20 protein-coding genes are annotated in these 21,189 nt (G+C 66.7%); 10 read left to right on the plus strand and 10 right to left on the minus strand.

All coding sequences use genetic code 11. The features are described 5' to 3' along the window. Positions 1 to 394: 394 nt before the first annotated feature. Positions 395 to 628: a hypothetical protein gene (locus ABWI03_RS31710; protein WP_073513674.1), complete on the minus strand. Its 234-nt coding sequence runs from the start codon at positions 626 to 628 to the stop codon at positions 395 to 397. A gap of 360 nt (positions 629 to 988) precedes the next feature. On the opposite strand from ABWI03_RS31710, the gene ABWI03_RS31715 reads away from it, so the two are divergent. Next, entirely contained in the window at positions 989 to 4,018 is a 3,030-nt protein-coding gene (locus tag ABWI03_RS31715) for a Tn3 family transposase (protein ID WP_050655204.1), read from the plus strand. Positions 4,019 to 4,091: 73 nt separating this feature from the next. Here ABWI03_RS31715 and merB read toward each other — a convergent pair whose 3' ends face one another. The 3 genes from merB to merA form a co-directional block, all read right to left on the minus strand. Then, a complete protein-coding gene (merB, locus tag ABWI03_RS31720) occupies positions 4,092 to 4,733 on the minus strand; it encodes an organomercurial lyase MerB (RefSeq protein WP_050655203.1) in 642 nt (213 codons plus the stop codon). A gap of 142 nt (positions 4,734 to 4,875) precedes the next feature. Further along, positions 4,876 to 5,307, minus strand: coding sequence for a MerR family transcriptional regulator (locus ABWI03_RS31725; RefSeq protein WP_238587942.1), 432 nt, complete (start codon positions 5,305 to 5,307; stop codon positions 4,876 to 4,878). Between the two features lie 37 nt (positions 5,308 to 5,344). Further along, entirely contained in the window at positions 5,345 to 6,781 is a 1,437-nt protein-coding gene (merA, locus tag ABWI03_RS31730; protein WP_050655202.1) for a mercury(II) reductase, read from the minus strand. Between the two features lie 125 nt (positions 6,782 to 6,906). On the opposite strand from merA, the gene ABWI03_RS31735 reads away from it, so the two are divergent. From ABWI03_RS31735 to ABWI03_RS31760, 6 genes are read left to right on the plus strand one after another with little or no spacing between them, the layout of a single operon-like run. Continuing rightward, on the plus strand, positions 6,907 to 7,293 hold the full coding sequence (locus ABWI03_RS31735) for an ArsR/SmtB family transcription factor (protein ID WP_050655228.1): 387 nt from the start codon (positions 6,907 to 6,909) through the stop codon (positions 7,291 to 7,293). Beyond that, complete coding sequence (merT, locus tag ABWI03_RS31740; RefSeq protein WP_350834922.1) at positions 7,290 to 7,610, plus strand: mercuric ion transporter MerT; 321 nt, start codon at positions 7,290 to 7,292, stop codon at positions 7,608 to 7,610. Before ABWI03_RS31735 ends, merT begins: the two co-directional genes overlap by 4 nt. Beyond that, complete coding sequence (locus tag ABWI03_RS31745) at positions 7,591 to 8,349, plus strand: hypothetical protein (RefSeq protein WP_134999797.1); 759 nt, start codon at positions 7,591 to 7,593, stop codon at positions 8,347 to 8,349. Before merT ends, ABWI03_RS31745 begins: the two co-directional genes overlap by 20 nt. Positions 8,350 to 8,388: 39 nt before the next feature. Continuing rightward, positions 8,389 to 8,919: a TlpA family protein disulfide reductase gene (locus ABWI03_RS31750; RefSeq protein ID WP_050655199.1), complete on the plus strand. Its 531-nt coding sequence runs from the start codon at positions 8,389 to 8,391 to the stop codon at positions 8,917 to 8,919. Continuing rightward, on the plus strand, positions 8,919 to 9,821 hold the full coding sequence (locus tag ABWI03_RS31755; protein WP_050655198.1) for a cytochrome c biogenesis protein CcdA: 903 nt from the start codon (positions 8,919 to 8,921) through the stop codon (positions 9,819 to 9,821). The genes ABWI03_RS31750 and ABWI03_RS31755 overlap by 1 nt, the downstream gene beginning before the upstream one ends. Next, entirely contained in the window at positions 9,818 to 11,197 is a 1,380-nt protein-coding gene (locus tag ABWI03_RS31760) for a dihydrolipoyl dehydrogenase family protein (protein ID WP_050655197.1), read from the plus strand. The genes ABWI03_RS31755 and ABWI03_RS31760 overlap by 4 nt, the downstream gene beginning before the upstream one ends. Before the next feature lie 157 nt (positions 11,198 to 11,354). Here ABWI03_RS31760 and ABWI03_RS31765 read toward each other — a convergent pair whose 3' ends face one another. From ABWI03_RS31765 to ABWI03_RS31785, 5 genes are all read right to left on the minus strand, one after another. After that, on the minus strand, positions 11,355 to 12,290 hold the full coding sequence (locus tag ABWI03_RS31765; protein WP_238587940.1) for a tyrosine-type recombinase/integrase: 936 nt from the start codon (positions 12,288 to 12,290) through the stop codon (positions 11,355 to 11,357). A 520-nt stretch (positions 12,291 to 12,810) separates the two neighbouring features. After that, complete coding sequence (locus ABWI03_RS31770; RefSeq protein WP_125053151.1) at positions 12,811 to 15,936, minus strand: CHAT domain-containing protein; 3,126 nt, start codon at positions 15,934 to 15,936, stop codon at positions 12,811 to 12,813. After that, a complete protein-coding gene (locus tag ABWI03_RS31775) occupies positions 15,933 to 16,577 on the minus strand; it encodes a hypothetical protein (RefSeq protein ID WP_073513676.1) in 645 nt (214 codons plus the stop codon). The genes ABWI03_RS31770 and ABWI03_RS31775 overlap by 4 nt, the downstream gene beginning before the upstream one ends. Before the next feature lie 19 nt (positions 16,578 to 16,596). Beyond that, on the minus strand, positions 16,597 to 17,259 hold the full coding sequence (locus ABWI03_RS31780; protein WP_125053153.1) for an RNA polymerase sigma factor: 663 nt from the start codon (positions 17,257 to 17,259) through the stop codon (positions 16,597 to 16,599). Positions 17,260 to 17,567: 308 nt separating this feature from the next. Further along, positions 17,568 to 17,951, minus strand: coding sequence for a hypothetical protein (locus ABWI03_RS31785; RefSeq protein WP_073513678.1), 384 nt, complete (start codon positions 17,949 to 17,951; stop codon positions 17,568 to 17,570). A 316-nt stretch (positions 17,952 to 18,267) separates the two neighbouring features. Here ABWI03_RS31785 and ABWI03_RS31790 point away from each other — a divergent pair, with 316 nt between their 5' ends. The 3 genes from ABWI03_RS31790 to ABWI03_RS31800 all read left to right on the plus strand — a co-directional run bounded on the left by ABWI03_RS31790 (position 18,268) and on the right by ABWI03_RS31800 (position 20,171). Next, entirely contained in the window at positions 18,268 to 18,474 is a 207-nt protein-coding gene (locus ABWI03_RS31790; RefSeq protein ID WP_073513679.1) for a hypothetical protein, read from the plus strand. Between the two features lie 190 nt (positions 18,475 to 18,664). Further along, on the plus strand, positions 18,665 to 19,327 hold the full coding sequence (locus ABWI03_RS31795; protein WP_211919419.1) for a GNAT family N-acyltransferase: 663 nt from the start codon (positions 18,665 to 18,667) through the stop codon (positions 19,325 to 19,327). Next, positions 19,317 to 20,171, plus strand: coding sequence for a ThiF family adenylyltransferase (locus tag ABWI03_RS31800; protein WP_211919421.1), 855 nt, complete (start codon positions 19,317 to 19,319; stop codon positions 20,169 to 20,171). Before ABWI03_RS31795 ends, ABWI03_RS31800 begins: the two co-directional genes overlap by 11 nt. Before the next feature lie 158 nt (positions 20,172 to 20,329). Here ABWI03_RS31800 and ABWI03_RS31805 read toward each other — a convergent pair whose 3' ends face one another. After that, positions 20,330 to 21,013 carry a recombinase family protein gene (locus tag ABWI03_RS31805; RefSeq protein WP_081377648.1) on the minus strand — a complete coding sequence of 228 codons (684 nt, stop codon included), beginning with the start codon at positions 21,011 to 21,013 and terminating at the stop codon, positions 20,330 to 20,332. Positions 21,014 to 21,189 lie beyond the last annotated feature (176 nt).

Genomic DNA, 21,189 nt, shown 5'->3' on the forward strand with positions numbered 1-21,189 from the left:
TCGTCTCCGGCCGCGGCCTTGTACGGTGCGAGGCGTTCGGGAGTGAGCAGTGTATTCAGGCTCTGGATCAGGGCTGTGGAACGGTTGGGCATCTCACTCCGGCGGTTCTGTAGAGCTTTGATGTGGAAGTGCTGTAGGATTATTATCGAAGACCCCGGATCGGCCTCTGCACTATGTGCATGTCACCGGGGTTTTGATCATTTCCTGGGTAGCAGTGCTGTGTCGCCGCACTTCTTATGTGGGAGTGGAGAACGCAACCGAACTTCGCGGCCGGACCCGATGTCCGCAGCTCTGTGGGTATTTCGAAGCATGAAATCCGTCCTCCGGTTCGATAGCGGAAGTCCCCATCCGGCGGCAAGGAACTGTCGCGATCACGGCGCCTAAGCTCTTTTATCTAACCGTCGATGAGTGTGCGGATCTGATCGAGGATCTCAGCAGCCTTCGCGTCGTCTGCATCGGCAACTTCGAGAAGGAAAGTATCGTTCGATGCTCCCGGTTCGAGAACTGCGTCGATCACCTTCCCTACAGCCGAACTCTTTGCGTATATGCGCACTTCTTCCCATTGTCGCGGCTGCGGGTTGCTGTCGATGGTCTGCTTGGGGTAGTACCCGAGACCAACTCCCGCCAAAGTTGTACCTACTTCAGTTAGGACGCGCGGTCCAAGCTTCCGGTAGTCGAGCATTTCCCTCAAGTCTTGTAGTGAGGCCACTACGAGCCCAAGTTGGTCTACTTCTGACTTGAGATCATCGATATTTGAATATTCCATTTTATCCTCTTCCTTAAATGTTTCTTTAGCGGGTTTATCATATCACAAGATAAATAATATGATGAAACTGATTGGTTTGTTAATGCGGTACGGGTTCCGAACCGTGTCTCGCGGACCTGTCGGGTTTCGGCTAAATCGGGGGTCGGGGAGCAGATCCGCCCAATCCGGCGCTAAGCACGGAAACATCGAGCGGTGCTGGGCTGTAGGTGATTTCATGTCGGCGTGACCGATGAGGGCGGCTACGGCCGGTTCGGGGCGTTGTCCCGTGTTGAGCTGGAACGGTTCTTCTACCTCGATGACGAAGACCGGAAGCTGGTCGCGGGTCGGCGGCGGGACTACAACCGGTTAGGGTTCGCGCTTCAGGTCGTGACGGTCCGGCAGCTCGGGATGTTCCTGGCCGATCCGCTCGACGTGCCCCCGGAGCTGGTCGAATATCTCGCCGAGCAGTTGGGTATCGAGGATTCCTCGTGTGTGAAGCAGTACACCGAGCGGGACAAGACCAAACTCGAACATGCCTGGGAGATCCAGCGCGAGTACGGGTTGACCTCGTACAGCGAGGTCGAGTCGGAGTTGGCGGCGTGGGTCTCCGACCAGGCGTGGGTGACCGGCGACGGACCGAAAGCGATGTTCGCCGGCGCGGTCGACTGGCTACGTAAACGCCAGGCGTTGCTGCCGGGTCTGCGCACGTTGGAACGTTTGGTCACCGAGGGTCGCCAGGCCGCTGATCAGCGGTTGTGGGGTCAGCTGACCGATCAACTGACCGCCGGTTCGGCTTCAGCGCTGCTGGCGTTGCTGACCGCGCCCGAGGGCAAGCGCCGTGTCAGCGAGCTGGAACGGCTTCGCCGGGGCGTGTTCCGGACCAGTTCCAAAGGGATGCTGGCGGCATTGGACCGCCTCGCCGAGCTTATCGCGGTGGGAGGGCAGTCCCTGGATGTGTCGATGGTTCCGCAGCGCCGGGTGATTGGTCTGGCCACCTATGGATTGTCGAGCAAGGCTCCTGCGTTGCGGCGCCTCGAGCCCCGCCAGCATCGGGTGGCGGTGATGGTGGCCACGGTGAAAGTGCTGTCGGGCCGAGCGACCGATGACGTGCTGGAGTTGTTCGACCTGTTGATGGTCACGGATCTGATGTCGAAGGCCGAGCGGGAATCGCGTGAGGAGAAGTTGCGCCGGTATCCGCGGGTGTCGCGTCATGCGGGCAAGCTCGCCGCGGCGGTGAAGGTGCTGTTGGAGATGACCGAGGTCGAACCGGACCTGAGCTTGGAGATGATGTGGGATCTGATCGAGAACACCGCGACCAAGAGCGAGCTCCGTGCCGCTGTCGCGGTGATCGACGAGCTGGTTCCGGTGGATGACGTCGAGTTGAACGAGCAGCGCCTGGAAGAGTTGGCGGGGCGCCTGGCCACGGTCCGGGTGTTCCTGCCACCGATGATGCGCACCGTGGTGTTCGGGGCCACCGCGGACGGTGCGGCGGTGCTGGCGGCGATGAAGACCCTCGCCGAGTTGATGTCGGCGAAGTCGAAACTGTCCGCGAGCTGGCTCGATGCTCGTCAGGTCGACCACGATCTCATCGGTGGCGGGTGGAAGCGGCTGGTCTATCGCGAGGGCCGCCCACCGGAAACTGTCGACCGGGCCGCCTACACGCTGTGCCTGCTCGAGCAGTTCCATCGACATCTCAAGCACCGCAACATCTTTGCCCCGCACTCGACGCGATGGCGTGACCCGCGAGCCCAGTTGCTGGCCGGGCCCGCGTGGGAACGTTCCCGTGAGGCCGGGATGAACGCGTTGAACCTGCCCGATGATCCGGGTTCGTTGCTCGGCGAGCATGCTGCCGCGGTGGACACCGCCTACCGTGAGGTCGTCGCGCGGCTCGATAGCGACGGTCCGGCGACGGTCGATGAGGATGGCCGTCTGCATGTCGCCTCGTTGAAGGCGGAGCCGGATCCGCCGTCGCTGGTGGATCTGCGCCGGCGGGTCCAGGCCATGGTGCCCGAGGTCGACCTGCCCGAGCTGGTCCTGGAAGTCATGTCGTGGGTGCCCGGGTTCGCCGAGTCGTTCACCCACGCCTCGGGAAATGGTGCCCGCGTCGCCGATCTGGGGTTGTCGGTCGCCGCGGTGCTGTGCGCGCATGCGATGAATGTGGGTTTCAAGCCGGTGACCAGCCCCGGTGTGGACGCGCTGACTCGTGACCGCCTGCACCACGTCGATCAGAATTATGTTCGTTTGGAGACGTTGACCGCGGCCAACGTGGAGTTGGTCAAGGCCCAAGCCGAGATCGAGTTGGCGCAGCTGTGGGGTGGTGGGCTGCTCGCCTCGGTCGATGGCATGCGGTTCGTGGTTCCGGTCCGCACGATCCATGCGAGACCGAACCCGAAGTACTTCGGCCGTAAACGGGGTATTACCTGGTTGAACATGCTCAACGACCAGTCCGCCGGGCTGGCGGCCAAGGTGGTGTCCGGCACGCCACGCGACTCGTTGAACTTCATCGATGTCGTGCAGCTTCAGCAGGGTGGCCGCCGGCCCGAGGCCATCATTACCGATACCGGTTCCTATTCCGACATCGTGTTCGGTTTGGTGCATTTGATCGGCAAGCGGTATCGGCCGCAGTTGGCGAACCTGCCCGATCAGCGGTTGTGGCGGTTCGACCAGGGCGCCGACTACGGCCCGCTCAACCAGGCCGCACGGGGGCGAATCGACACAGGAAAAATCGCCGCGCACTGGGAGGATATGTGCCGGGTCGCGGTGTCGATCCATGAGTGTGAGGTCTCCGCTCACGACGTCACCCGCATGATCTCCCGTGACGGGAACCCCACCCCGTTGGGCCAAGGGATCGCGCACTACGGGCGGATCTTCAAAACCCTGCACATCCTGCGCCTGGCCGACGACGAACCGTATCGGCGCGAAGGCAAGGCCCAGGCCAACCTGACCGAGGGCCGCCACGACCTGGGGCGTCGCATCTACCACGGGAAGAAAGGGGAGATGACCCGCACCTATTACGAGGGCATGGAAGATCAGCTCTCCGCGCTCGGGCTGGTGCTCAACTGCACGGTTCTGTGGAATACGTTCTACACCAACCGCGCTCTGGAACAGCTACGCGCCCAAGGCTATCCGGTGCTCGACACCGACGCGCAGCGGCTGTCGGCGTTCATCCGCGCCCACATCGGCATCGACGGCCACTATGCCTTCCACCTGCCCGACTTCGGCGACCGCCACCGGCCCCTGCGCGATCCCGATGCCCCCGACAAGGACGACTGAGCACGTTCGGAACTCACTGGACAGACCGACCCGTTCTGTCATGTCCAGGCTTTCGGGTGGCCGGCGGGTCGGGTCAGCAGCTGCAGCTGGGCGGGGTGTCGCCTGTCAACAGTTGCTGGGTCAGTGGGCGGCCCAGGGCGTAGGCGTCGACGACCGGCAGGACGGTGGCGCCCGGGTGCGTGTCGAGCCACCCTCGGGCGGCGTCGGCGCTGGCGAAGAAGTGGACCTGGTTGCAGAACGCGGTGCGGATGGAGTCCGGGGCGTCGGGGGTGACGACCGAGACGACGGCGGTGGCCGGGTCGAGGTGGGCGACCCGGTCGGGTTCGACGGTGAGCCGTACCGGGGTGCCGGAGGTGTGGCAGGGGGAGGTTACCTGGGCGGTGCGGCCGAGGACGGCGGGGAAGATCAGGGTGTCCAGGGCACACCAGGTGTACAGCGTCGCGCCGCCGGTCTCGAAGCGGTGCGGGGTGGGCTTCAGGGTGATGCCGCTGCCGATGATCCGGCCGTGCTCGTCGTATTCGGTGTCGGGCATGGCTTGTAGGGCGTGGCGGATCTCCTCGGCGCTGCGGCCGGTGGCGGTGGCGAGCTGGTCGAGGGTTACGGGTTCGCCGTGGGCGAGCAGCCGCAGCAGCGACGGCCACAGCCAGGGCTGGGTATGAGCGGTGCCGAGAGTGTCGTTGAGACGGTCGGCGAGTTGCTGGATCGGGCTGTTCATGAGTGTGGGCTCCTTGTCTGGTTCGGACCCGGGGCAGGCCGGTATCTGGGGGAAACGTCCAGGGCCACAGCGTTTTCGGTGGTGTGCGCCGGGTGACTTGGCGGGGTGGCTTCGACGGTAGGGTCTGTCCCCGGGGTGAGGGTCAAGCCCGCAGGTCGCATCCGCAGAGATCGCCCACTGAACACAGGTCGTCGGCGGTCACATGCGCGCTGTGTGTTGTTTCGAATTCGTCGATGCGGTCGAGGATCTGCTGGGCGTGGCCGATCCGCTCGTGGAGTCGTTGCCGGGAACGGTGCAGCAGCTCGGCCAGGTGCGTGCCGACCGACCGGCCGCTGGTGTCACCGCCGGCGGTGAGGAGGTGCTGGATTTCGGCGATGGTGAGCCCGAGCCCGCGGAGCTCGCCGATGAACCGCACGCACCACAGGGCGTCGTCGGTGTAGAGCCGGTACCCGGCCGGGCTGCGGCCCAGGGTGCAGATCAGCCCGAGGTCGGTATACTCGCGCAACGCTTTCACCGGCACCGCGGTGCGCGCGGACAATTCCCCGATCGTCATCGTCCGTGTTGTCGTGTCCATGGGTGTTCCCGGCTTCGCGTGGGGTGGGCGTGCGCGTTCAGCCTGCACAGCAGGAGAGTTTGGTGACGTCGGTGGTGAAGGTCTGGGCGGTGAGTTTCAATGCTTCGCCCATGGTCAGATACGGCGCCCAGGTGTGGGCGAGCTGGTGCACGGTCAAGCCCGCGGTCATGGCGTAGCCGGCGGCGGTGATCAGGTCTCCGGCATTGTCGGTGAGTGCGTGCACGCCCAGAATCCGGCCCGTGCCCTGCTCGGCGATGATTTTGACCAGGCCGCGGGTGTCGCGGTTGACCAGTGCCCGCGGCACGTACGCCAAGTCCAGGACCCGGCACTGGCAGGCCAGCCCGGCCTGGGCTGCTTGGGCGTCGGTCAGTCCGACCGAGGCGATCGCGGGGCTGGTGAACGTCACGCGCGGCACGGTGGTGTAGTCCAGGGTCCGGTCTGCGCCGGTGAGGGCGTTGTCGGCGACCAGGGTGCCCTGGGCGGCGGCCACGTACACGAACTGCGGGTCCCCGGTCACGTCCCCGGCGGCCCAGATCCGCGGATTGCTGCTGGCCTGGTGATCGTCGATGACGACCGCGCCGTCGGCGTCGACTGTGACACCGACCGACTCCAGGCCCAGGCCCGCGGTGTTGGGGCGGCGGCCGGTGGCGATGAGCACGTGCTCGGCCCGCAGCTCGGTGGAGTTGCCGCCGGGGGTGCGTACGGTCATCACCTTGTGCCCGTCGACGGCCAGAACTTTCTCGACGGTGGTGGCGGTGTGCACATCGATGTGCTCGTCGGTGAAGACGGCCTCGAGCGCGGCCGAGATTTCCGGTTCCTCACCGGAGGTCAGCCGAGTGCGAGCGATCACCGTCACCGTGCTGCCCAGGCGGGCGAACAGCTGGGCTTGTTCCAGTCCCACGTACCCCGCGCCCAGCACGATCAGCGACTCCGGCAGGGTGGTCAGGTCCATGGCTGTGGTCGAAGTCAGGTATCCGGCCTCGGCGAGCCCGGCCACGGGCGGTACCGAGGGCGAAGCGCCGGTGGCGATCAGATAGTGGTCGGCCTCGATGACCCGGGTGCCGCCCCCGGTCAACTCGACTCGCAGCGCTGGCGTCGCGGGCGCCCCGTCGAATACTGCGGTGCCGGACACGATCTCCCACCCGTAATCGGTGGCCAGGTCGACGTACTTGTCGGTCCGCAGGTGCTCTACCAGCGCGTCCTTACCCGCAATCAGGTCGGCGAAGTCGACCGGCACGGTGGCGGCAGTGAGCCCGGGGAACCGGCCGGCCGCCGCGGCGGTGTGGCGGGCCTCGGCGGCGGCCAGCAGCGCCTTCGACGGCACGCACCCGACGTTGACGCAGGTGCCGCCGACGGTGCCGCGCTCCACCATCACGACACGTTTGCCGAGGTTTGTCGCCGCGATGGCGGCGGCGAACGCCGCCGATCCGGAACCGATGATCGCCAGATCGGCGCGGGAATCTGTCGGGGTCACAAGGGGCCTCCTGGTCGGGCAACCGGTGAACCATCCACGGCTGCTATTCGTATTGACGAATATCTACCGGCACCATACTATGCGTTTACACGAATAGTTCAACCCCATTTGTGGAGGCGATCCTTATGCCCCGGTCTACGACCGCCGACCTCACCGTCTCTGGTGGTGAGACGGCGTGTATGCATCTGGATACGACGGCGAAGTTCTTTCGCGCCCTGTCGGATCCGACGCGATTGAAACTGCTGGAGTTCATCCTGGCCGGTGAGCGCACCTCGGCTGACTGCGTCGAGCATGCGGGGATCTCGCAGCCACGGGTGTCGATACATCTGTCGTGCCTCGCCGACTGCGGGTATGTGGTCGCGCGCCGCGACGGCAAGAAGCTGCGGTACTCGGTCGGTGACCCACGGGTGGCGGACCTGGTAATGCTGGCCCGGTCGCTGGCTGCCGACAACGCCGCCGCCCTCGAGTGCTGCACCCGCATCCCCACGGGCGAGAACGGAGGCCAACGATGAACGCGCCCAAGCGTTCCGGCGGTGTCGCCGGGCCGCTCGCGGTCGCGGGGGGGGGGGCGCTGGCGGTGGTCGTGTGCTGTGCCGGTCCCGCCCTGATCGCCGGTGGTGTGCTCGCCGGTCTCGGTGGCGTCTTGACCAGCCCGTGGCTGCTCGGCGCCGGCTTGTTGGTCGTGGCCGCCGCCGTCGGCTACACCCTGCGGCGGCGCGCCGCAGGCAAGGCCGCCCGGTGTTGCCCGACACCACCGGGTGCGGACGGGCCCGCCGCCCCGGGCGATCACCACCTCGAGAGCGTGCGCCATGACCACCTCGAATACTGAGACCACGCCGACCGACACCCCGATGGGCGTGCGGGAGACCGTGTTGACGCTGCTCGCGCTGGCCGCAGGCGGCCTGTCGTCGCTGCTGATCGTGGCTGCGACCACCAGGGGCGGCCTGGCCTCGATGCAGGTGTTGTTCTGGGCGATCGGGCTGCCCGGCATGCTGCTGGTCTTCGCCATCGGCGGCTACGCCCATTTCGCGGAATACCCGCGGCTGGCCAACCGGATCGCGGTCGGCGTCCTCGGCGGGATCGCGCTGACCGCCGCCCTCGAGGTCGTCCGCTCTGCGGGCGTGCACCTGGGATACCTGTCGGACGATGAGCCGACGATGTTCGGTGCGATGATCACCGGCGCCGACCACATGGCCGCCCCGACCCTGGCTTCCTACACGCTGGGAATCGTCTACCACTTCTTCAATGGCATCTCTTTCGCGCTGGTGTATTCCATCGTGTTCGGCCGCACCCGCTGGTGGGGTCCGGTGGCGTTCTCGGTGTTCGTCGTGTGGGTCGGCATGATGCTGTTGCCCCCGATGGCACCCATGCTCGGCGCGTTCGGCACCGGCAAATACGCGAGCGCCTGGAACCCGTACGTGGCCGACACCCTGCTCGCCCACATCGCCATGGGCCTGGCACTGGCCGCGGTGATGCACGGGCTGGCCCGCGACCGCGGCCTGCTGCTGGCACCGCGCACCCTGCCCGGCGTGCACCATCCCCCGGCCCACGCCCACCCGAGCACCTGAACTACCCCCACCCCACCCACGGAAGGCCCGTATCCTCCGATGACCCCTTTGCTGCGTACCCGCCGCACCGCCGCCGCCGCGCTCGCGCTCACCGCCGCGCTGATGCTCACCGCCTGCAATAGCACCGACAACTCCGCACCGCCCGCCCCCGGGGCACCCACCGGCACGAGCGCACCCGCCCAGTTCACCACCGTCTCCGGTAGCACCGTGAGCGTGCCCGGTGAGAAACCGACCGCGGTGTTCTTCTTCTCCGTCGGCTGCGGGGCATGCGTCGGCGGCGCGAAGGCGCTCGCGGGTGCGGCCGAAAAGCTCGGCAGTGCAGCGTCGTTCGTGCTCGTCGACATGAATCCGGGCGAATCGGCGCAGACCGTCACCGGGTTCCAGTCCGACACCGGCACCCAGGCGATACCCGCCGTGATCGACACCGGCGCAACCCTGACCACACGGTATTCGGTGGCCGCGTTGTCGACGCTGCTGGTGATCGACCCCTCCGGGAAGGTGAGCTACCGGGCCACCGACCCGTCCACCGACCAGATCACCGACGCACTGCGCAAGGCCGGGGCCGCCTGATGGGCGGGCTCCTCGCGCTGGCCTTCACCGCCGGGATGCTCGCCCCGGTCAACCCGTGCGGATTCGCACTGCTACCCGCCTGGATCACCCACACACTCGGCGACACCACCACCGCGCCCCTGCCGATCCGCATGGGACGTGCCCTGCGCGCCGGATCCGCGCTCACCGTCGGATTCGCCGGCACCCTGGCCGCCGCCGGCCTGGCCATCAGCGCCGGAGCCAAGATATTGATCAGCGCCGCCCCAAGGCTCGGCCTGGCCGTCGGAGTCGTGCTGGTACTGCTGGGCCTGCTCATGCTCACCGGCCGCAGCCTCGGACTGCGCCTGCCCGCCCGCACCCGCCGACACGCCGCGGCGTCGACGACCGCGGGCATGATGGCCGCGGGCGCCGGGTACGCGGCGGCGTCCCTGTCGTGCACGTTCGGGGTGCTGCTGGCCGTGATCGCGCAAGCCCAGGCCACCGCCGGATGGGGCGGGCTGACCGCGGTGTTCGCCGCCTACACCGGTGGGGCCGCCACGATCCTGCTGCTGGTCGCCCTCGCCACCGCCGCCGCGGGCACCGCACTGACCCGCCGGCTGGCGGTCCTGGCACGCTACGGCACCCGCATCACCGCCCTCGTACTGGCGGCCACCGGCGCCTACCTGATCTGGTACTGGCTACCCGCCGCGACCGGCCACACCACCGGGAACTCCAGCGGATCCACTACGTGGTCGGCTACCGTCAGCAACTGGTTGCAAACCCACACCACCCTGGTCACCACCGTGACCGCGCTGGCCGTGGCCGCCACCGTTGTCGCCGTCCTCGCGCACTACACCCGCACCCGCCGCCGCGGCACCGCACCCGGCTCCGTCGACTGCTGCGCCCCCGCCACGACCCCGATCGAGGAAAGGCAGCAGCAATGAGCGAACGTTACGACACCCTGGTCCTCGGTGGCGGCATGGCCGGTCTGCCCCTCGCGTTGCGCGCCGCCCGCCACGGCCGCGTCGCGTTCGTCGAGAAGGAACTCCTCGGTGGCACCTGCCTCAACCGCGGCTGCATCCCCACCAAAACCATGATCGCCTCCGCCACCGTCGCCCATCAGACCCGCCGCGCCGCCGAATTCGGTGTCCTCGTGACAGGCCCGGTCACCGTCGACCTCGCCGCTGTCGTCGCCCGCAAAGACCAGCTCGTCGACTCCATCCGCTCGGGCTCCTACCGAGCCGTCGAGAAATCCGACGGCATCGACTTCTACCACGCGCCAGGCCATTTCACCGGAGCACGCCGCCTCACCATCGACGGCACCGACCTCACCGCCGACCGCATCGTCCTCGCGCCCGGCACCCGCACCGCCCTCCCGGACATCGACGGCCTGGACACGGTGCCCTACTACACCTCCCGCACCCTGCTCGACCTCACCGACCTGCCCGCCCACCTGCTCGTCGTCGGCGGCGGCTACGTCGGCTGCGAATTCGCCCAGATGTTCCGGCGATTCGGCGCCGCCGTGACCCTGATCCAACGGGCCGAGCGGCTGCTGCCGGGCGAGGACCCCGACATCAGCGCCGCCGTCACCGACGGCATGATCGCCGACGGCATCACCGTGCTCACCGGCACCACCTGCACCCACGCCACCGGCACTGCCGGTGACATCCGAATCGGCTGTACCGGCACCGAACCCGGCGAGTTGAAGGGCAGCCACCTACTCATCGCCACGGGCCGCACCCCCAACACCGATCGCCTCGGCCTGGAACATCTTGGCCTGCAACCGGATTCGCACGGCTTCCTCACCGTGGACGACACCCTGCACACCAGCGCCGAGGACGTGTGGGCCATCGGCGACGTGCGCGGCGGGCCGATGTTCACCCACACCGCCCGCGACGACGCCGACATCGTCTACCGCAGCGCCTACCGCGGACAGGACCGCACCGCCGCCGGTCGCATCGTTCCGCACGCGGTGTTCACCGACCCTGAAGTCGGATCCGTCGGACTCACCGAACCCGCCGCCCGCGCAGCGGGTTACGACGTCCTCATCGGCCGCCAGGACTTCACCGGCGTCGTGAAAGCCCGCGCCATCGGCAACACCCGTGGCCTGGTCAAGTTCGTCGCCGACGCCGCCACCGATGCCATCCTGGGCTGTCACATCGCCGGACCCGACGGCGGGAACCTCGTCCACGAAGCCGTCATCGCGATGACCACCGGTGCCACCTACACCCAACTCGCACAAGCCATCCACGTCCACCCCACCCTCGCCGAAGGGGTCAACACCGCGGCCGGCGGCGTCCACCGCGAAATCGGGGCATAGACACCCCACGAGCATCGCCCGGCTATCGGGTGATGCAGAACTCCGACTGCCCCGGATAACACGCTGTTATCCGGGGCGAACTGGAATCCGGTCTGCGGCGACGCGTCTGCCGCCCTGCGGTGTGCCAGTTCACCGTCACACCAGTACATTTCACGGATCATCGCCGCCGGCGGGCGGCGGGGTCGGTCTGGGCCTGCCATCGCATCAGGGACTCGGCCGACGGGTTCGCGTACCTAGCCAGCGACCGCACCGAGGTGTGGCCGCTCATGCGCATCAGCATCGGCGTGGACGCCCCGTCCTCCGCGGCGTGCGTCAAACGGCTATGGCGAAGTTGATGCAGCGTGAAGGGGCCGCGGGTGAAGTCAGCGGTGTGTGTCTCGAACAATTCCAGCGCCCGGCGATACGACAACCGCCCGCGAAGGGTCGACGGGTCGATATCGTCCACGGCCACACCGGGTTTCGCCTTCCGGTCGGTCAGGAACACCGGCCCCTTCTTCCGGCCCGCCAGCAACCGCGGCAACAGCCGCGCGGTCCCGGTCTGCCACGCGACCACATCTCTTGCCCCGCCCTTGCGGGTGACCGTGCCACATCGGTTCGCCGTGTCCAGGTCCGGGATGTCGAGCAGCAACAGCTCGTCGGCTCGGGCGGCGGTCTCGTACAGCATGGTCCACAACACCCGCTCCCGCAGCGGCACATCCTGCGCAAGCAGCCCGGTGACCTCGTCACGAGTCATCGCCCGGGAATGGTCCGGGGCCACTCTGCGCGGCACCAGCCGGACGACGGGATCGCCGAGGAGCCACTCCTGTGCCCGCCAGTACTCGCACGCCCCACGCAAGGAGGCGAGGCGGACATTGAACGTCTGTGCCGAGCTGCCGCCCCACTTGAAGGTGAACCAGCCACCGACCCGCTCGGCCTCCAGCAGTCCCACATCCGAATCGGCGCCGAAGTCGCGCACCAATTGGTTGAGGGCGACGGCGTACCCGCGTCGGGTGTTGACGCTCGGGATGGTCGACAGGTACTGATCCACCGCGTCCTTCAACCGCACCCCCCGCACCGGCAACGCCCGCACCTGCCCCACTGTCAGTCCTTCCACCCGGTCATTGAAGCCCGATCGGCGCTACCGCAGATAATTTACGGAGTCACCGCGTTCGGAGCGGGGTGAAGCGCCTGGTCGCGATCGAGGTTACCGCAGATAATAGGCCATTGTCTGCGGTAACTCCTTAGCGCCGGATCGGGCGGATATGCTCCTCGACCCCCTAAATCGGGCTGAGGGAGCGGTGCGGTTCGGCTGTGGGGGTCCACCCCTCGGTGTCGCTGCCCAAGCACTTCGAGACGTGGATCGCGGGCTCGGCTCAAGCTGTCATGTCGCGAAGTGGAGAGCTATTTCTTCGAATTATCTACTTATGCAGTAGAACTGGTTCCCGGAGGCACCGGCATGGCGGGTATCGCTATCGTCGATAATCGCGATCCGTAGCGGGTCGGGCCGCACCACCCCTACCCCGTGACGCAGACCGGGGCGGATTCGCGTGGGCGGTGCCGGTGGTGGCCAACGCGAGACCTGCCGGCGCCGGTGCGCGGTTCGCAGGCGGCACACCGCCCGGTTCCGCAGCCGGTCAGGTGTTCGGTGCGCCGTAGACGGTCAACCCGGCCCAGTACTCGGGCCAGGTGTGCCGGTGATCTGGATGCTGTTGCAGGTAGTCGAGTTTGGCGTGACGCAACGCGGCCAGGGCGGTCTCGCCGGCGGCGAGACGGTTCCAGAAGGCGATCATGATCGCGCTGGTGGCCTTGTCGTCGATGTTGTAGAGGCCACCGATGACGGTGGTCGCGCCGCGCAGCATCAATGCCAGGGGAAAGCCTCCGATCTCGATGCCGTCGGGTGCGCTGATTGGGGTGTTGCAGGAGGCCAGTACACACAACCGGGGCACGGTCCAGCTGAGGGCTTGGGCGGCGGTGACCCAGACGGTGTTTCCGTCGGCGTCGCGGAGCTTCTTCGCCTGCCCCCAGCCGTGCTCGTCGGCGCTGCCGTGCACAGCCATCGCGAGCAGAGAATACGGTTGCGCGCCGTCGACGGACATCTCGAGGTCGAGATCCTGGTGTGACTCGACCCGCCGGACTCCGTCGAGGGCGGCGAGCAAGGTGTCGAGCTCGGGCCGGGCGTGGGTGAGAGTGTGGTCGTAGAGGGCCAGCGAGGGGGTCGGGGTCCGCTGTTCGTCGAGTGCCATCAGCGACAGGGCGCTGGTCAGTGAGCCGTGGATGCTGACCAGGGCGTGGTCGAGGACAGCGGTGTCGGCGGTGACTGGGAGGGCGTCGAAAGGGATGTGGAAGAACCCGGTGGGCACGATCATCAGCCGTATCGGTGCTTCCGGATTGGTGGCAGCGAGCAGTTCGATCAACGGCTGCGGCAGCAGCCGAGGGGTGTAGTTCTCCCGCCATTCGAACGTGTCGTCGTCGCCGGGATGCAGGTCGAGGGTCAGCCGGGCGACCTCGACTCGATCGGTGAACTGCTCCGTGGGCCTTCCGGAAATGGAGATGGTGACCCTTCGCAGTAACGGCACCCACTCACCGCCGGAGCCGACTGCGTCGGTACCGCGAGACAGCGGGAGGAGCTGGAGGACGGCGGTGGGGACGGCGGTCAGGCCACGGCGGTCAAGAACAGCGGTGGCGGTGGCGGTGTAGAGATGGGACGAGTCGGCCAGAGCCGACAGGGGGCCGAGGACCGATTCGGCGGCCTTGACTGCGGCGGCCCGATCGACGGCGATCTCGTTGGATCGGCCCCGCAGCCCTCGCCCGTTCTCCTTCCCTTTGGTGTCCTCGTCGGGGTTCGTGCCGCTCAAGTCGACGGTGGCAGAGCCGGCGTCCTGCACGGCCAGTGCCGCGGCCCGGATGTTGGTGTCGACGTCGCGGTTGCGGGCCAACTCGGCCAGAAGCAGGCCCACCCGGTCCCGCCGGACGGCTTCCATGATCAGGTCGGCCGCCTCGTGATCGCCCAGGGTGACAGCCAGATCAGCCGCGTCGGTGAACAAGGCGGCGAACTTTTCCGCGATCCGGCGGCGGTCGATGGTGGTGGCGATGGTGAGCATCAGTTCGGTGACGCACCCGATCCCGCGTAGAAGCCGTCGCAATCGTTCGGTCTGTTCATCCGGTGTGGTCTCGGCCACCGCGCGGGCAGCGGCCATCCACGCGGTCGCCTCCGATTCCGGGGCCAGGCTCACTCCCTCGATACGTAGCATCTCCGTGGCGGTGAGGGCTTCGGTCTCGACCCGCACCCAGTCGATGTCGATGCCTGTGGCGGCGGCGCGCCACCACCACTCCGCTGACAGGCCAAGGGTTTTCGCGTGGGCGACGTAACTCGTTCCTAGATCGAACTCGGCGAGCCGTTCGTCGAGGCGATGACGTACCTCGTCGCTGCCGGCCACCCCATGCCGGACTGCGGAGGTGAGCGCATTCTGGGCCGTTGCCCATTGGTAGGCATTGCGGCTCGCGGTCAGCAGGTCCGTGGTCAACTCGACGGTCGGGGCGTCACCCGACATCAAGGCCAACCGTGCTCGACCGTAGAGAAGCGAGCTGACACCATTTCCGGCGAAACCATCCCACGCCGCTTCCGCCACATCCAGGAGGCCTTCCGCGTAGGCCCTGATCTGTGGATCCACGGCGGTGTCACCCGATCGGACGTAGCCGGAGGTGATGGCCCAGGCAATGTTCCCCAGCCAGGTGATCGCGGCCTTCGAGTTGAGCTGACGGTAGTGCGCCACGCAACCCATCAATTCCTCGATCGACGGCTGCCCCTCGAACATTATCCCGAGATCGTCCTTCAGACGGTTCTGCAGCCGTTGATAGCGGAACTCCTGTGCTCGGCTGAAGTCCTGGAACAGGTCCGCGTTCGCGCTCGCCTGGGTATTGGCATGACGCCGGGCAGTCGAGGACTGCGGGTACTGCGCCGCCAGGTCCCTGGACTTCTTCTCCATCCGCAGTACGGCGTGCACGTCTCGACTGCGGCGGTGCAGATGCCCTTCCAACAGCCAGGTATAGGTGAAATTGGTTGGGTCGGCATCGGCGTATCGGCGGGCGTGTTCGCGGGCAATCTCGACCTGCCGCATCGAATGCTCGACGAGGCTGACGTCGCGGTACGCGTTGCAGAGCAACTCTGCGCGTTTGAATCCGATCTTCTCGACGAGGAAGTCACCCAGAAACGGTGCTTCGCGGAGGATTCGAGGTCGTACCTCGTCGCCGACGATCTGGCGGTCACCCGGCTGAATGTGTGTCAGGGCAGCGATGGCGTCGTGCGGCTGATTCACCCTGCGGAGGTATCGGGCGAGTTGGATTTCCACGATGGCCCGATCGACAGGGTCGCCGTGGTCGCCGAGTTCGGTGAGTGCATGCCGGCAGTTTTCGACAGCCTGGATGATTTCACCTCCGGGCGCGACAGCGGTGACCACCTTCTGCTGCGGGAATCGCAGGAGTTGCGTCCACGCCAGCGCCCGTCGCACGTGCGATCGCGCCGTGTGGGACACGGAGGTGAGGTCGAGCAGCAGTTGTGCGGCGGAGCGGACGATGCTCTTACTCGGGACGCCGGGCGGGAACCCGCCGACGCGACGTTCGTGGATCGACTCCGGGGACAGTGCCAGGGCCGCGGCGATGATCGCGGTCAGCAGGGATTCGGCGCGGTCGGGATCGGTGCCCGTGCGGGCCTGGTCGAGTACCTCCCCCCAGGTGGCGCCAGGCGCGGCGTCGATGCTCACGCGGGGCCGGCCAGCACCGAGAGGGTGAGCACCGGGTGGGTGGCTTCGATGCTCGCAGGCAGGATCGCCTTGCCGGACAGCTCGGCCAGACCCATCTGCGCGGCGGCCTCACCACGATCGACCTGGTACAGCGGAATCCGGATGCGGGCACCGTCGCCGTAGTCGATCACCGCGAGGAGCGTGATACCTGGGTCAGGGGTGCTGCGCAGCGGCAACGTCACGCTCACCGCGGTCCCGTCCGCCACCGGGGTATCGGATACAGTCAGCGACAGTGGGCCGACCGCGTCGACGCCGAGGATCGCGGTGACCAGGTCGGGGTCGGTCACCCGCACCTTCCATAGCCGGCCCTCGTCGGCGGTCGCGGCCGCGCGGGTCGAGGACACCAGTCCAAGTTCGGCGGTCCAGGTCGCCAGGACATCGGCGAGGGTGTCGTCGTCGATCCGGGCGTCCCCGATGGCCTCCTGTGCCTCGACGATCGCGCTGGCCCGGGTGAAAGCTCGCTCGGTCATCGCCAGCAGTTCCTCGTCGGAAGGCATCAGAGTGTGGTCGGGGTCGTCGGCGTGCAGCTCGGCGTCGATCAGCGCCAGCAACGCCTCGGCCTCGGCAGCCAGACGTCCGGGGTCGTTGTCGAAGTTCGTCATCGTTGTCTCTTCCTACTTTTTAGAGGGTGGGGGCGTCGGGTGCGGTCGACGGTCGATTCGGGGCCAGCTCAGCCAAGGCGGCCTGCAGTCGGGTCTTGAGCCACGAGCTGAGCTTCTTGACCTTTGACAGGCTCAATCCGGTAACGGCGGCGACCTGCTCGAGGGGCCGGAGGTCACCGTCGTCGAGGTCAAGCAGGGCCCACAGGTGGGGGCGCTGTTCAGCGTCGGGGTAGGAGTCGATCACGACTCCGATGTGGACACGGATCTCGGTGGAGAACACCACTCCCTCGGCGACGTCGCGGGTGACGTGGTCGGACGAGAGGTCGTCGAGGGCGATTTCGAAGCCGGTGTTGACCCCCAGAACAGCCTTCTGTGTCTGCCGCCGCCGATACAGGTCGATGTGCCGATTGGTCAGCACGCGCGTGAGGAAGGCCCGTCCGTTGACCGGTCGGGTGAAGGTGTATCCGATGAGCTTTACGTATGCGTCCTGGGCGAGGTCCTCGGCGTCGGCCCGGTTGCCGCGGGTCAGCTTGAGCGCGTGCGTCATCGCGAAGGCGAGGAGGTCCCTCTGCGGCTCTCCGACGAGTTCGATGTAGGCGCGGTCGATCTGCGAATGCTTCCCCGTCCGGGGAAGCACTCGGGGGAAACCTGACGTCGGGTCTGGCTGATGGGGGTCGTCCATGTATCCGCTCCTCCGTACGCCCACGCTGTTTCTGCGGGGTCTGTGTTCGATGTCGGTCGCTTGCGTGGTGTGTCAGTAGTGACGGATGAATTATGAACTCGGTTCGCCGTGTGCATGCCGATTCACCGGCACTGCCCCTGGCTCTCCAGGTATTGACGACTGATGCCACGTTCGGGTTCGCGACGGGGATGGTGCGTAAGAGCGGTTGCTGCGGTGTGCAGCACGGGCGGACCGGTGCACGGCCCGGGCCGGTCGCACCCCGCAACAGAGTGCGACCGGCCCCGGCGTCCGGGGGTCTTACTGCCGGGTCAGCACTTGTAGCCGGTGTAACCCTGGTTCTCCCAGGGGCGGACGGACATCAGAAACGCGGAGCACCAGCCGCGGTTGGCGTACTGGCGGGCGATCAGCTGGTGGCCCTTGGCCAGCGCGGTGTAGCTGACGTTGATCTGCCAGGGCAGGCCACCGGGGAGCTTCGGGGCGCGGCCGTTGCCCAAGTCTCGGGTCTCCTGCTTGTCGAGGTAGATGACGCAGCGGCCGTCACCGCAGCGGGGGGTCGCCGCCGAGGCGGTGCCGGTGGCGGCGAGGGTGGCGCCGAGTAGCACCGCGACGGCGATGGTGGCGAGGGTGATCCGCTTGACGATGGTGGCCCACAGGGTGGGTGCCGCGGTCTGTGCGGTGGCGGTGGTGGTCATGGTCTCTCCTGCCGGTGGGGCCTGCTGTTGGCGGGCCGTACATGCAGTGGTGACGAGTGACGGTGCCGTGCGGTTCGCGCAGCGGGAAGCCCACCGCCGTCATGAACACCGATCCGTGCGCATCCTGCGCTGAGCGACACCCGTTGCGCGCCTTGGTGCGATCTGTGTCAGAGGCTGCCTCCGGCAGCGGGAGTCCGTCGGCATCGCCTGACCGAGGTTCCCGCAGACGGATCACCCCGCGCGGTCCGCGAACCTCAATCGAACCCTCACTCGTCCTTTCCTGCATGGGCGACGAGGACGAACGGGGAGAACAGCGATGACCAAACGCAGCCGTGAATGGGACACCGTGATCAAGGCGATCGCTACCGCAGGGTGGTCGTACCGGCCTTGCAAGCACGGTCTCTACGTCTACCCGGCGGACCGCGCACTCCGCCCGGTCACCGTGGCCGGCACCCCGGGTGAGTTCCGGTCACTAGCTAACACCCGTGCGCAGCTGCGGCGCGCGGGGCTGGCCGGGATCTGACTGGTTGGTCACCGGTCAGATCCCGAACCCGACCGCCAGCTCGGCCGTCAACATCGACGACGGCCTTCGGTCGTCGCCCGGGGACAGCCCGGGGACAGCCCGGCCCCGCGTCATTCGACCGCGCAGCGGGGTTTCCACCGTCTACACCCCGCCTTCCGTCGAACGCGGCACGAGAGAGGACAAAACCCGTATGATCCCCATGTTCCATTATCGGATCGCCGATCCTGGTAGTGACGATTTCAACCAGTGGAAAAAAATCCGGACCCAGTTGTACCTCGAGGCCGGGTTCATCGAGTCCGACAGCATAAATCCAGGCATCGGAGTGTTCACCGACGAGTACGACGAACACTCAATCCACCTGTTGGCCTCCGACGCCGCCGGCCAGCCCGTGGGGTGCTGCCGGATGATCGAAGGCGGGATGAACACCCTTCAGGTCACCACGCAGTTCGACCTCCAGGTACCCCACTACTCCTGTGAAATCTCTGGAACAGCGGTGTTCGAGCCATTCCGCAAGACGTTCGCGACACTCGGCTTCTACCGCGCCCTCATGCATCTCGCAGAAGAACGTGGTTACGAGTACGCCTACATGGAGGTCGAGGAACCGTTCCTGGCCGCGCTTGAGGTCCTCGGACTTCCGGTGGAAGTCGTCTCGGAACCGCGGTGGGTATACAACACCTACAACGTGGCCGCGCTCGTCAGAGTCAGTAGCATCGCCGCATCCCTGACCGAGGCCGATAATGCTCGAGGAGGAACCACATCGTTCGGTGAGTACTTCCGCCGGCCGTTCACCTGGACGCTCGCCTCGCATGACATTCTGCCGCCCGCCCACACCCGCGTTCGTCATGATGTCTGAGTCCCCGCTGTCGCGGAATCGCGGCCTGATCTCGGATTCCGAGCAGAATCGACTTGCCGGGGCACGGGTACTGGTGGCGGGTGTCGGTGGTGTGGGAGGACGGGTCGCTGAGACCCTGACTCGACTCGGAGTCGGAACACTCGTGCTTGCCGACCCGGACACCTTCTCGGTCACCAACCTCAACAGGCAAGCCGCTGCCACGACCGCCACATTGGGCCGAAACAAGGCCGAAGTCGTCGCCGAACTGTGCCGAGGGATCGGCACCGGCGCGATCGTGGAGGTGGTTCGAGAAGGAATCACCCCGGACAATGTCGAGGACTTGGTTGCCTCGTCGGACTTGGTGATCGACGGCACCGACTACACCGTTCCCGATGTGGGGCTTCGGCTGGCTCGAACGGCACGCGGCGCCTCCGTATCTGTCGTTCTGGCCGTCGAGATCGGATTCGGGGTGTGGCACACAGTGATCCCTCCGGACGGAAATCGCTTCGAGCGGCTTCTCGGCTTGGCCCCCACCGTCACCTTTGATGACCTGGCATCGAGACGAGTCAGTGTCCCCCTCTGGCGGTGGGTATTGAGCATTCCCGCCTACATCGGTATGGACGTGCTCGCCCACGTCGAGCAGGGGCACTTGGAAGCGCCCGCTGTGGCTCCGGCCGTCGAACTCTCTGCCGCGGTGGTTTCGACGACAGCCATATCGCTTCTGGTTGGCCGACGCCCGCCGGCATCGGCTCCGCGTGTCCACCACTTCGATGCACGGACAGGCAAGGCGAAGACATTGCGCCCGTCGCGGGTGCGCTTCTATCTTTCTGCGGCCATCGCCTCGATTGGTCGATCGGTCGGCTGAACAAGGCGGTTGTCGTCGTGTTGTTTCGATGCCGGGGACGGCTTTAACTAGTCGAGAGTGATTGGCACACAACAGATCAAGGTCCGCATTTCACCCTTGGGTCTCGATCCATCTGCGGATCGTGACGGGCAGGTCGTCGTCCGTCGTCCGTCGGCGCCTCAGCCGATCGTCGGCGGCGCGAGGGTCAGTGCGGCTACTTCCGTTGCAGGAGTGGGATTTTCGGTCCGTGGTCTCAACCGTTGGAGTGGTGCGGTGGCGGTGACCTGCTCGTCCGGCCGCGGTGGCAGGTGGCGGTAGAGGGTGGATCGGGTTAGCCCGGTTTTGGAGGTAATCTCGGCGGTGGTGGCGCCAGCGTCGCGCAGTTGGAGGGCGTGGGCGAGCTGGGACTCGCTGACCACCGACGGGCGGCCGGTGCGCCGACCCTTCGCTGTCGCCACCGACCTGGCGTGGGCGGCGCGTTCGAGGGTGTAAGTGCGTTCCATCTGCGCGAACAGCGCGAGCAGCACGACGGCGAGTTGGGCCATCGGATCATCCGGGTTGCTCGAGTCGATCCGGATCGGGTCGGCCAGGTTACGGATTCCGACCCCACGCTCTCGCAGGTCGTGGATCAGGTTGAGAGTGTCGCGCACGTTCCGGCCTAGCCGGTCGAGTGTGTGCGTGACGATGACGTCGCCGTCGCGGGCGTACTCAAGTAGTGCGGTCAGCCCGGGGCGGTCGGTGGTGGCGCCGGACTTCTTGTCCACGTAGATATTCGCCGGGTCGATCCCCGCTTTACTGAGGGCGTCGATCTGCCGGTCGAGTTCCTGTTTGGTCGTCGACACCCGCGCATACCCCAACTCCATGCCCGGAGAGTACCGAAAGTTGTTCCCGTCTCGATTTTCCGACACGATGTTTTGGAATTAACTTCTAGGACATCATGAGCTGGGGTGATCCGATCTGGGCCGCCGGCCGCGTGTCCGTCCCAGAACCAAGGAAATGAGACTGTGCGCAGATAGGTTTGCGGCGATTCCTCATGTCG

The sequence above is a fragment of the Rhodococcus baikonurensis genome, assembly GCF_040489275.1.
Taxonomy (GTDB): Bacteria; Actinomycetota; Actinomycetes; order Mycobacteriales; family Mycobacteriaceae; genus Rhodococcus_F; species Rhodococcus_F baikonurensis.

What these genes read in the sequence shown, in the direction of transcription:
- merB (WP_050655203.1), bottom strand. Translation starts at nt 4,733, where the DNA reads ATGAACAGCCCGATCCAGCAACTCGCCGACCGTCTCAACGACACTCTC.
- ABWI03_RS31725 (WP_238587942.1), bottom strand. Translation starts at nt 5,307, where the DNA reads ATGGACACGACAACACGGACGATGACGATCGGGGAATTGTCCGCGCGC.
- ABWI03_RS31735 (WP_050655228.1), top strand. Translation starts at nt 6,907, where the DNA reads ATGCCCCGGTCTACGACCGCCGACCTCACCGTCTCTGGTGGTGAGACG.
- merT (WP_350834922.1), top strand. Translation starts at nt 7,290, where the DNA reads ATGAACGCGCCCAAGCGTTCCGGCGGTGTCGCCGGGCCGCTCGCGGTC.
- ABWI03_RS31745 (WP_134999797.1), top strand. Translation starts at nt 7,591, where the DNA reads ATGACCACCTCGAATACTGAGACCACGCCGACCGACACCCCGATGGGC.
- ABWI03_RS31750 (WP_050655199.1), top strand. Translation starts at nt 8,389, where the DNA reads ATGACCCCTTTGCTGCGTACCCGCCGCACCGCCGCCGCCGCGCTCGCG.
- ABWI03_RS31755 (WP_050655198.1), top strand. Translation starts at nt 8,919, where the DNA reads ATGGGCGGGCTCCTCGCGCTGGCCTTCACCGCCGGGATGCTCGCCCCG.
- ABWI03_RS31760 (WP_050655197.1), top strand. Translation starts at nt 9,818, where the DNA reads ATGAGCGAACGTTACGACACCCTGGTCCTCGGTGGCGGCATGGCCGGT.
- ABWI03_RS31775 (WP_073513676.1), bottom strand. Translation starts at nt 16,577, where the DNA reads ATGACGAACTTCGACAACGACCCCGGACGTCTGGCTGCCGAGGCCGAG.
- ABWI03_RS31780 (WP_125053153.1), bottom strand. Translation starts at nt 17,259, where the DNA reads ATGGACGACCCCCATCAGCCAGACCCGACGTCAGGTTTCCCCCGAGTG.
- ABWI03_RS31785 (WP_073513678.1), bottom strand. Translation starts at nt 17,951, where the DNA reads ATGACCACCACCGCCACCGCACAGACCGCGGCACCCACCCTGTGGGCC.
- ABWI03_RS31790 (WP_073513679.1), top strand. Translation starts at nt 18,268, where the DNA reads ATGACCAAACGCAGCCGTGAATGGGACACCGTGATCAAGGCGATCGCT.
- ABWI03_RS31795 (WP_211919419.1), top strand. Translation starts at nt 18,665, where the DNA reads ATGATCCCCATGTTCCATTATCGGATCGCCGATCCTGGTAGTGACGAT.
- ABWI03_RS31800 (WP_211919421.1), top strand. Translation starts at nt 19,317, where the DNA reads ATGATGTCTGAGTCCCCGCTGTCGCGGAATCGCGGCCTGATCTCGGAT.
- ABWI03_RS31805 (WP_081377648.1), bottom strand. Translation starts at nt 21,013, where the DNA reads ATGGAGTTGGGGTATGCGCGGGTGTCGACGACCAAACAGGAACTCGAC.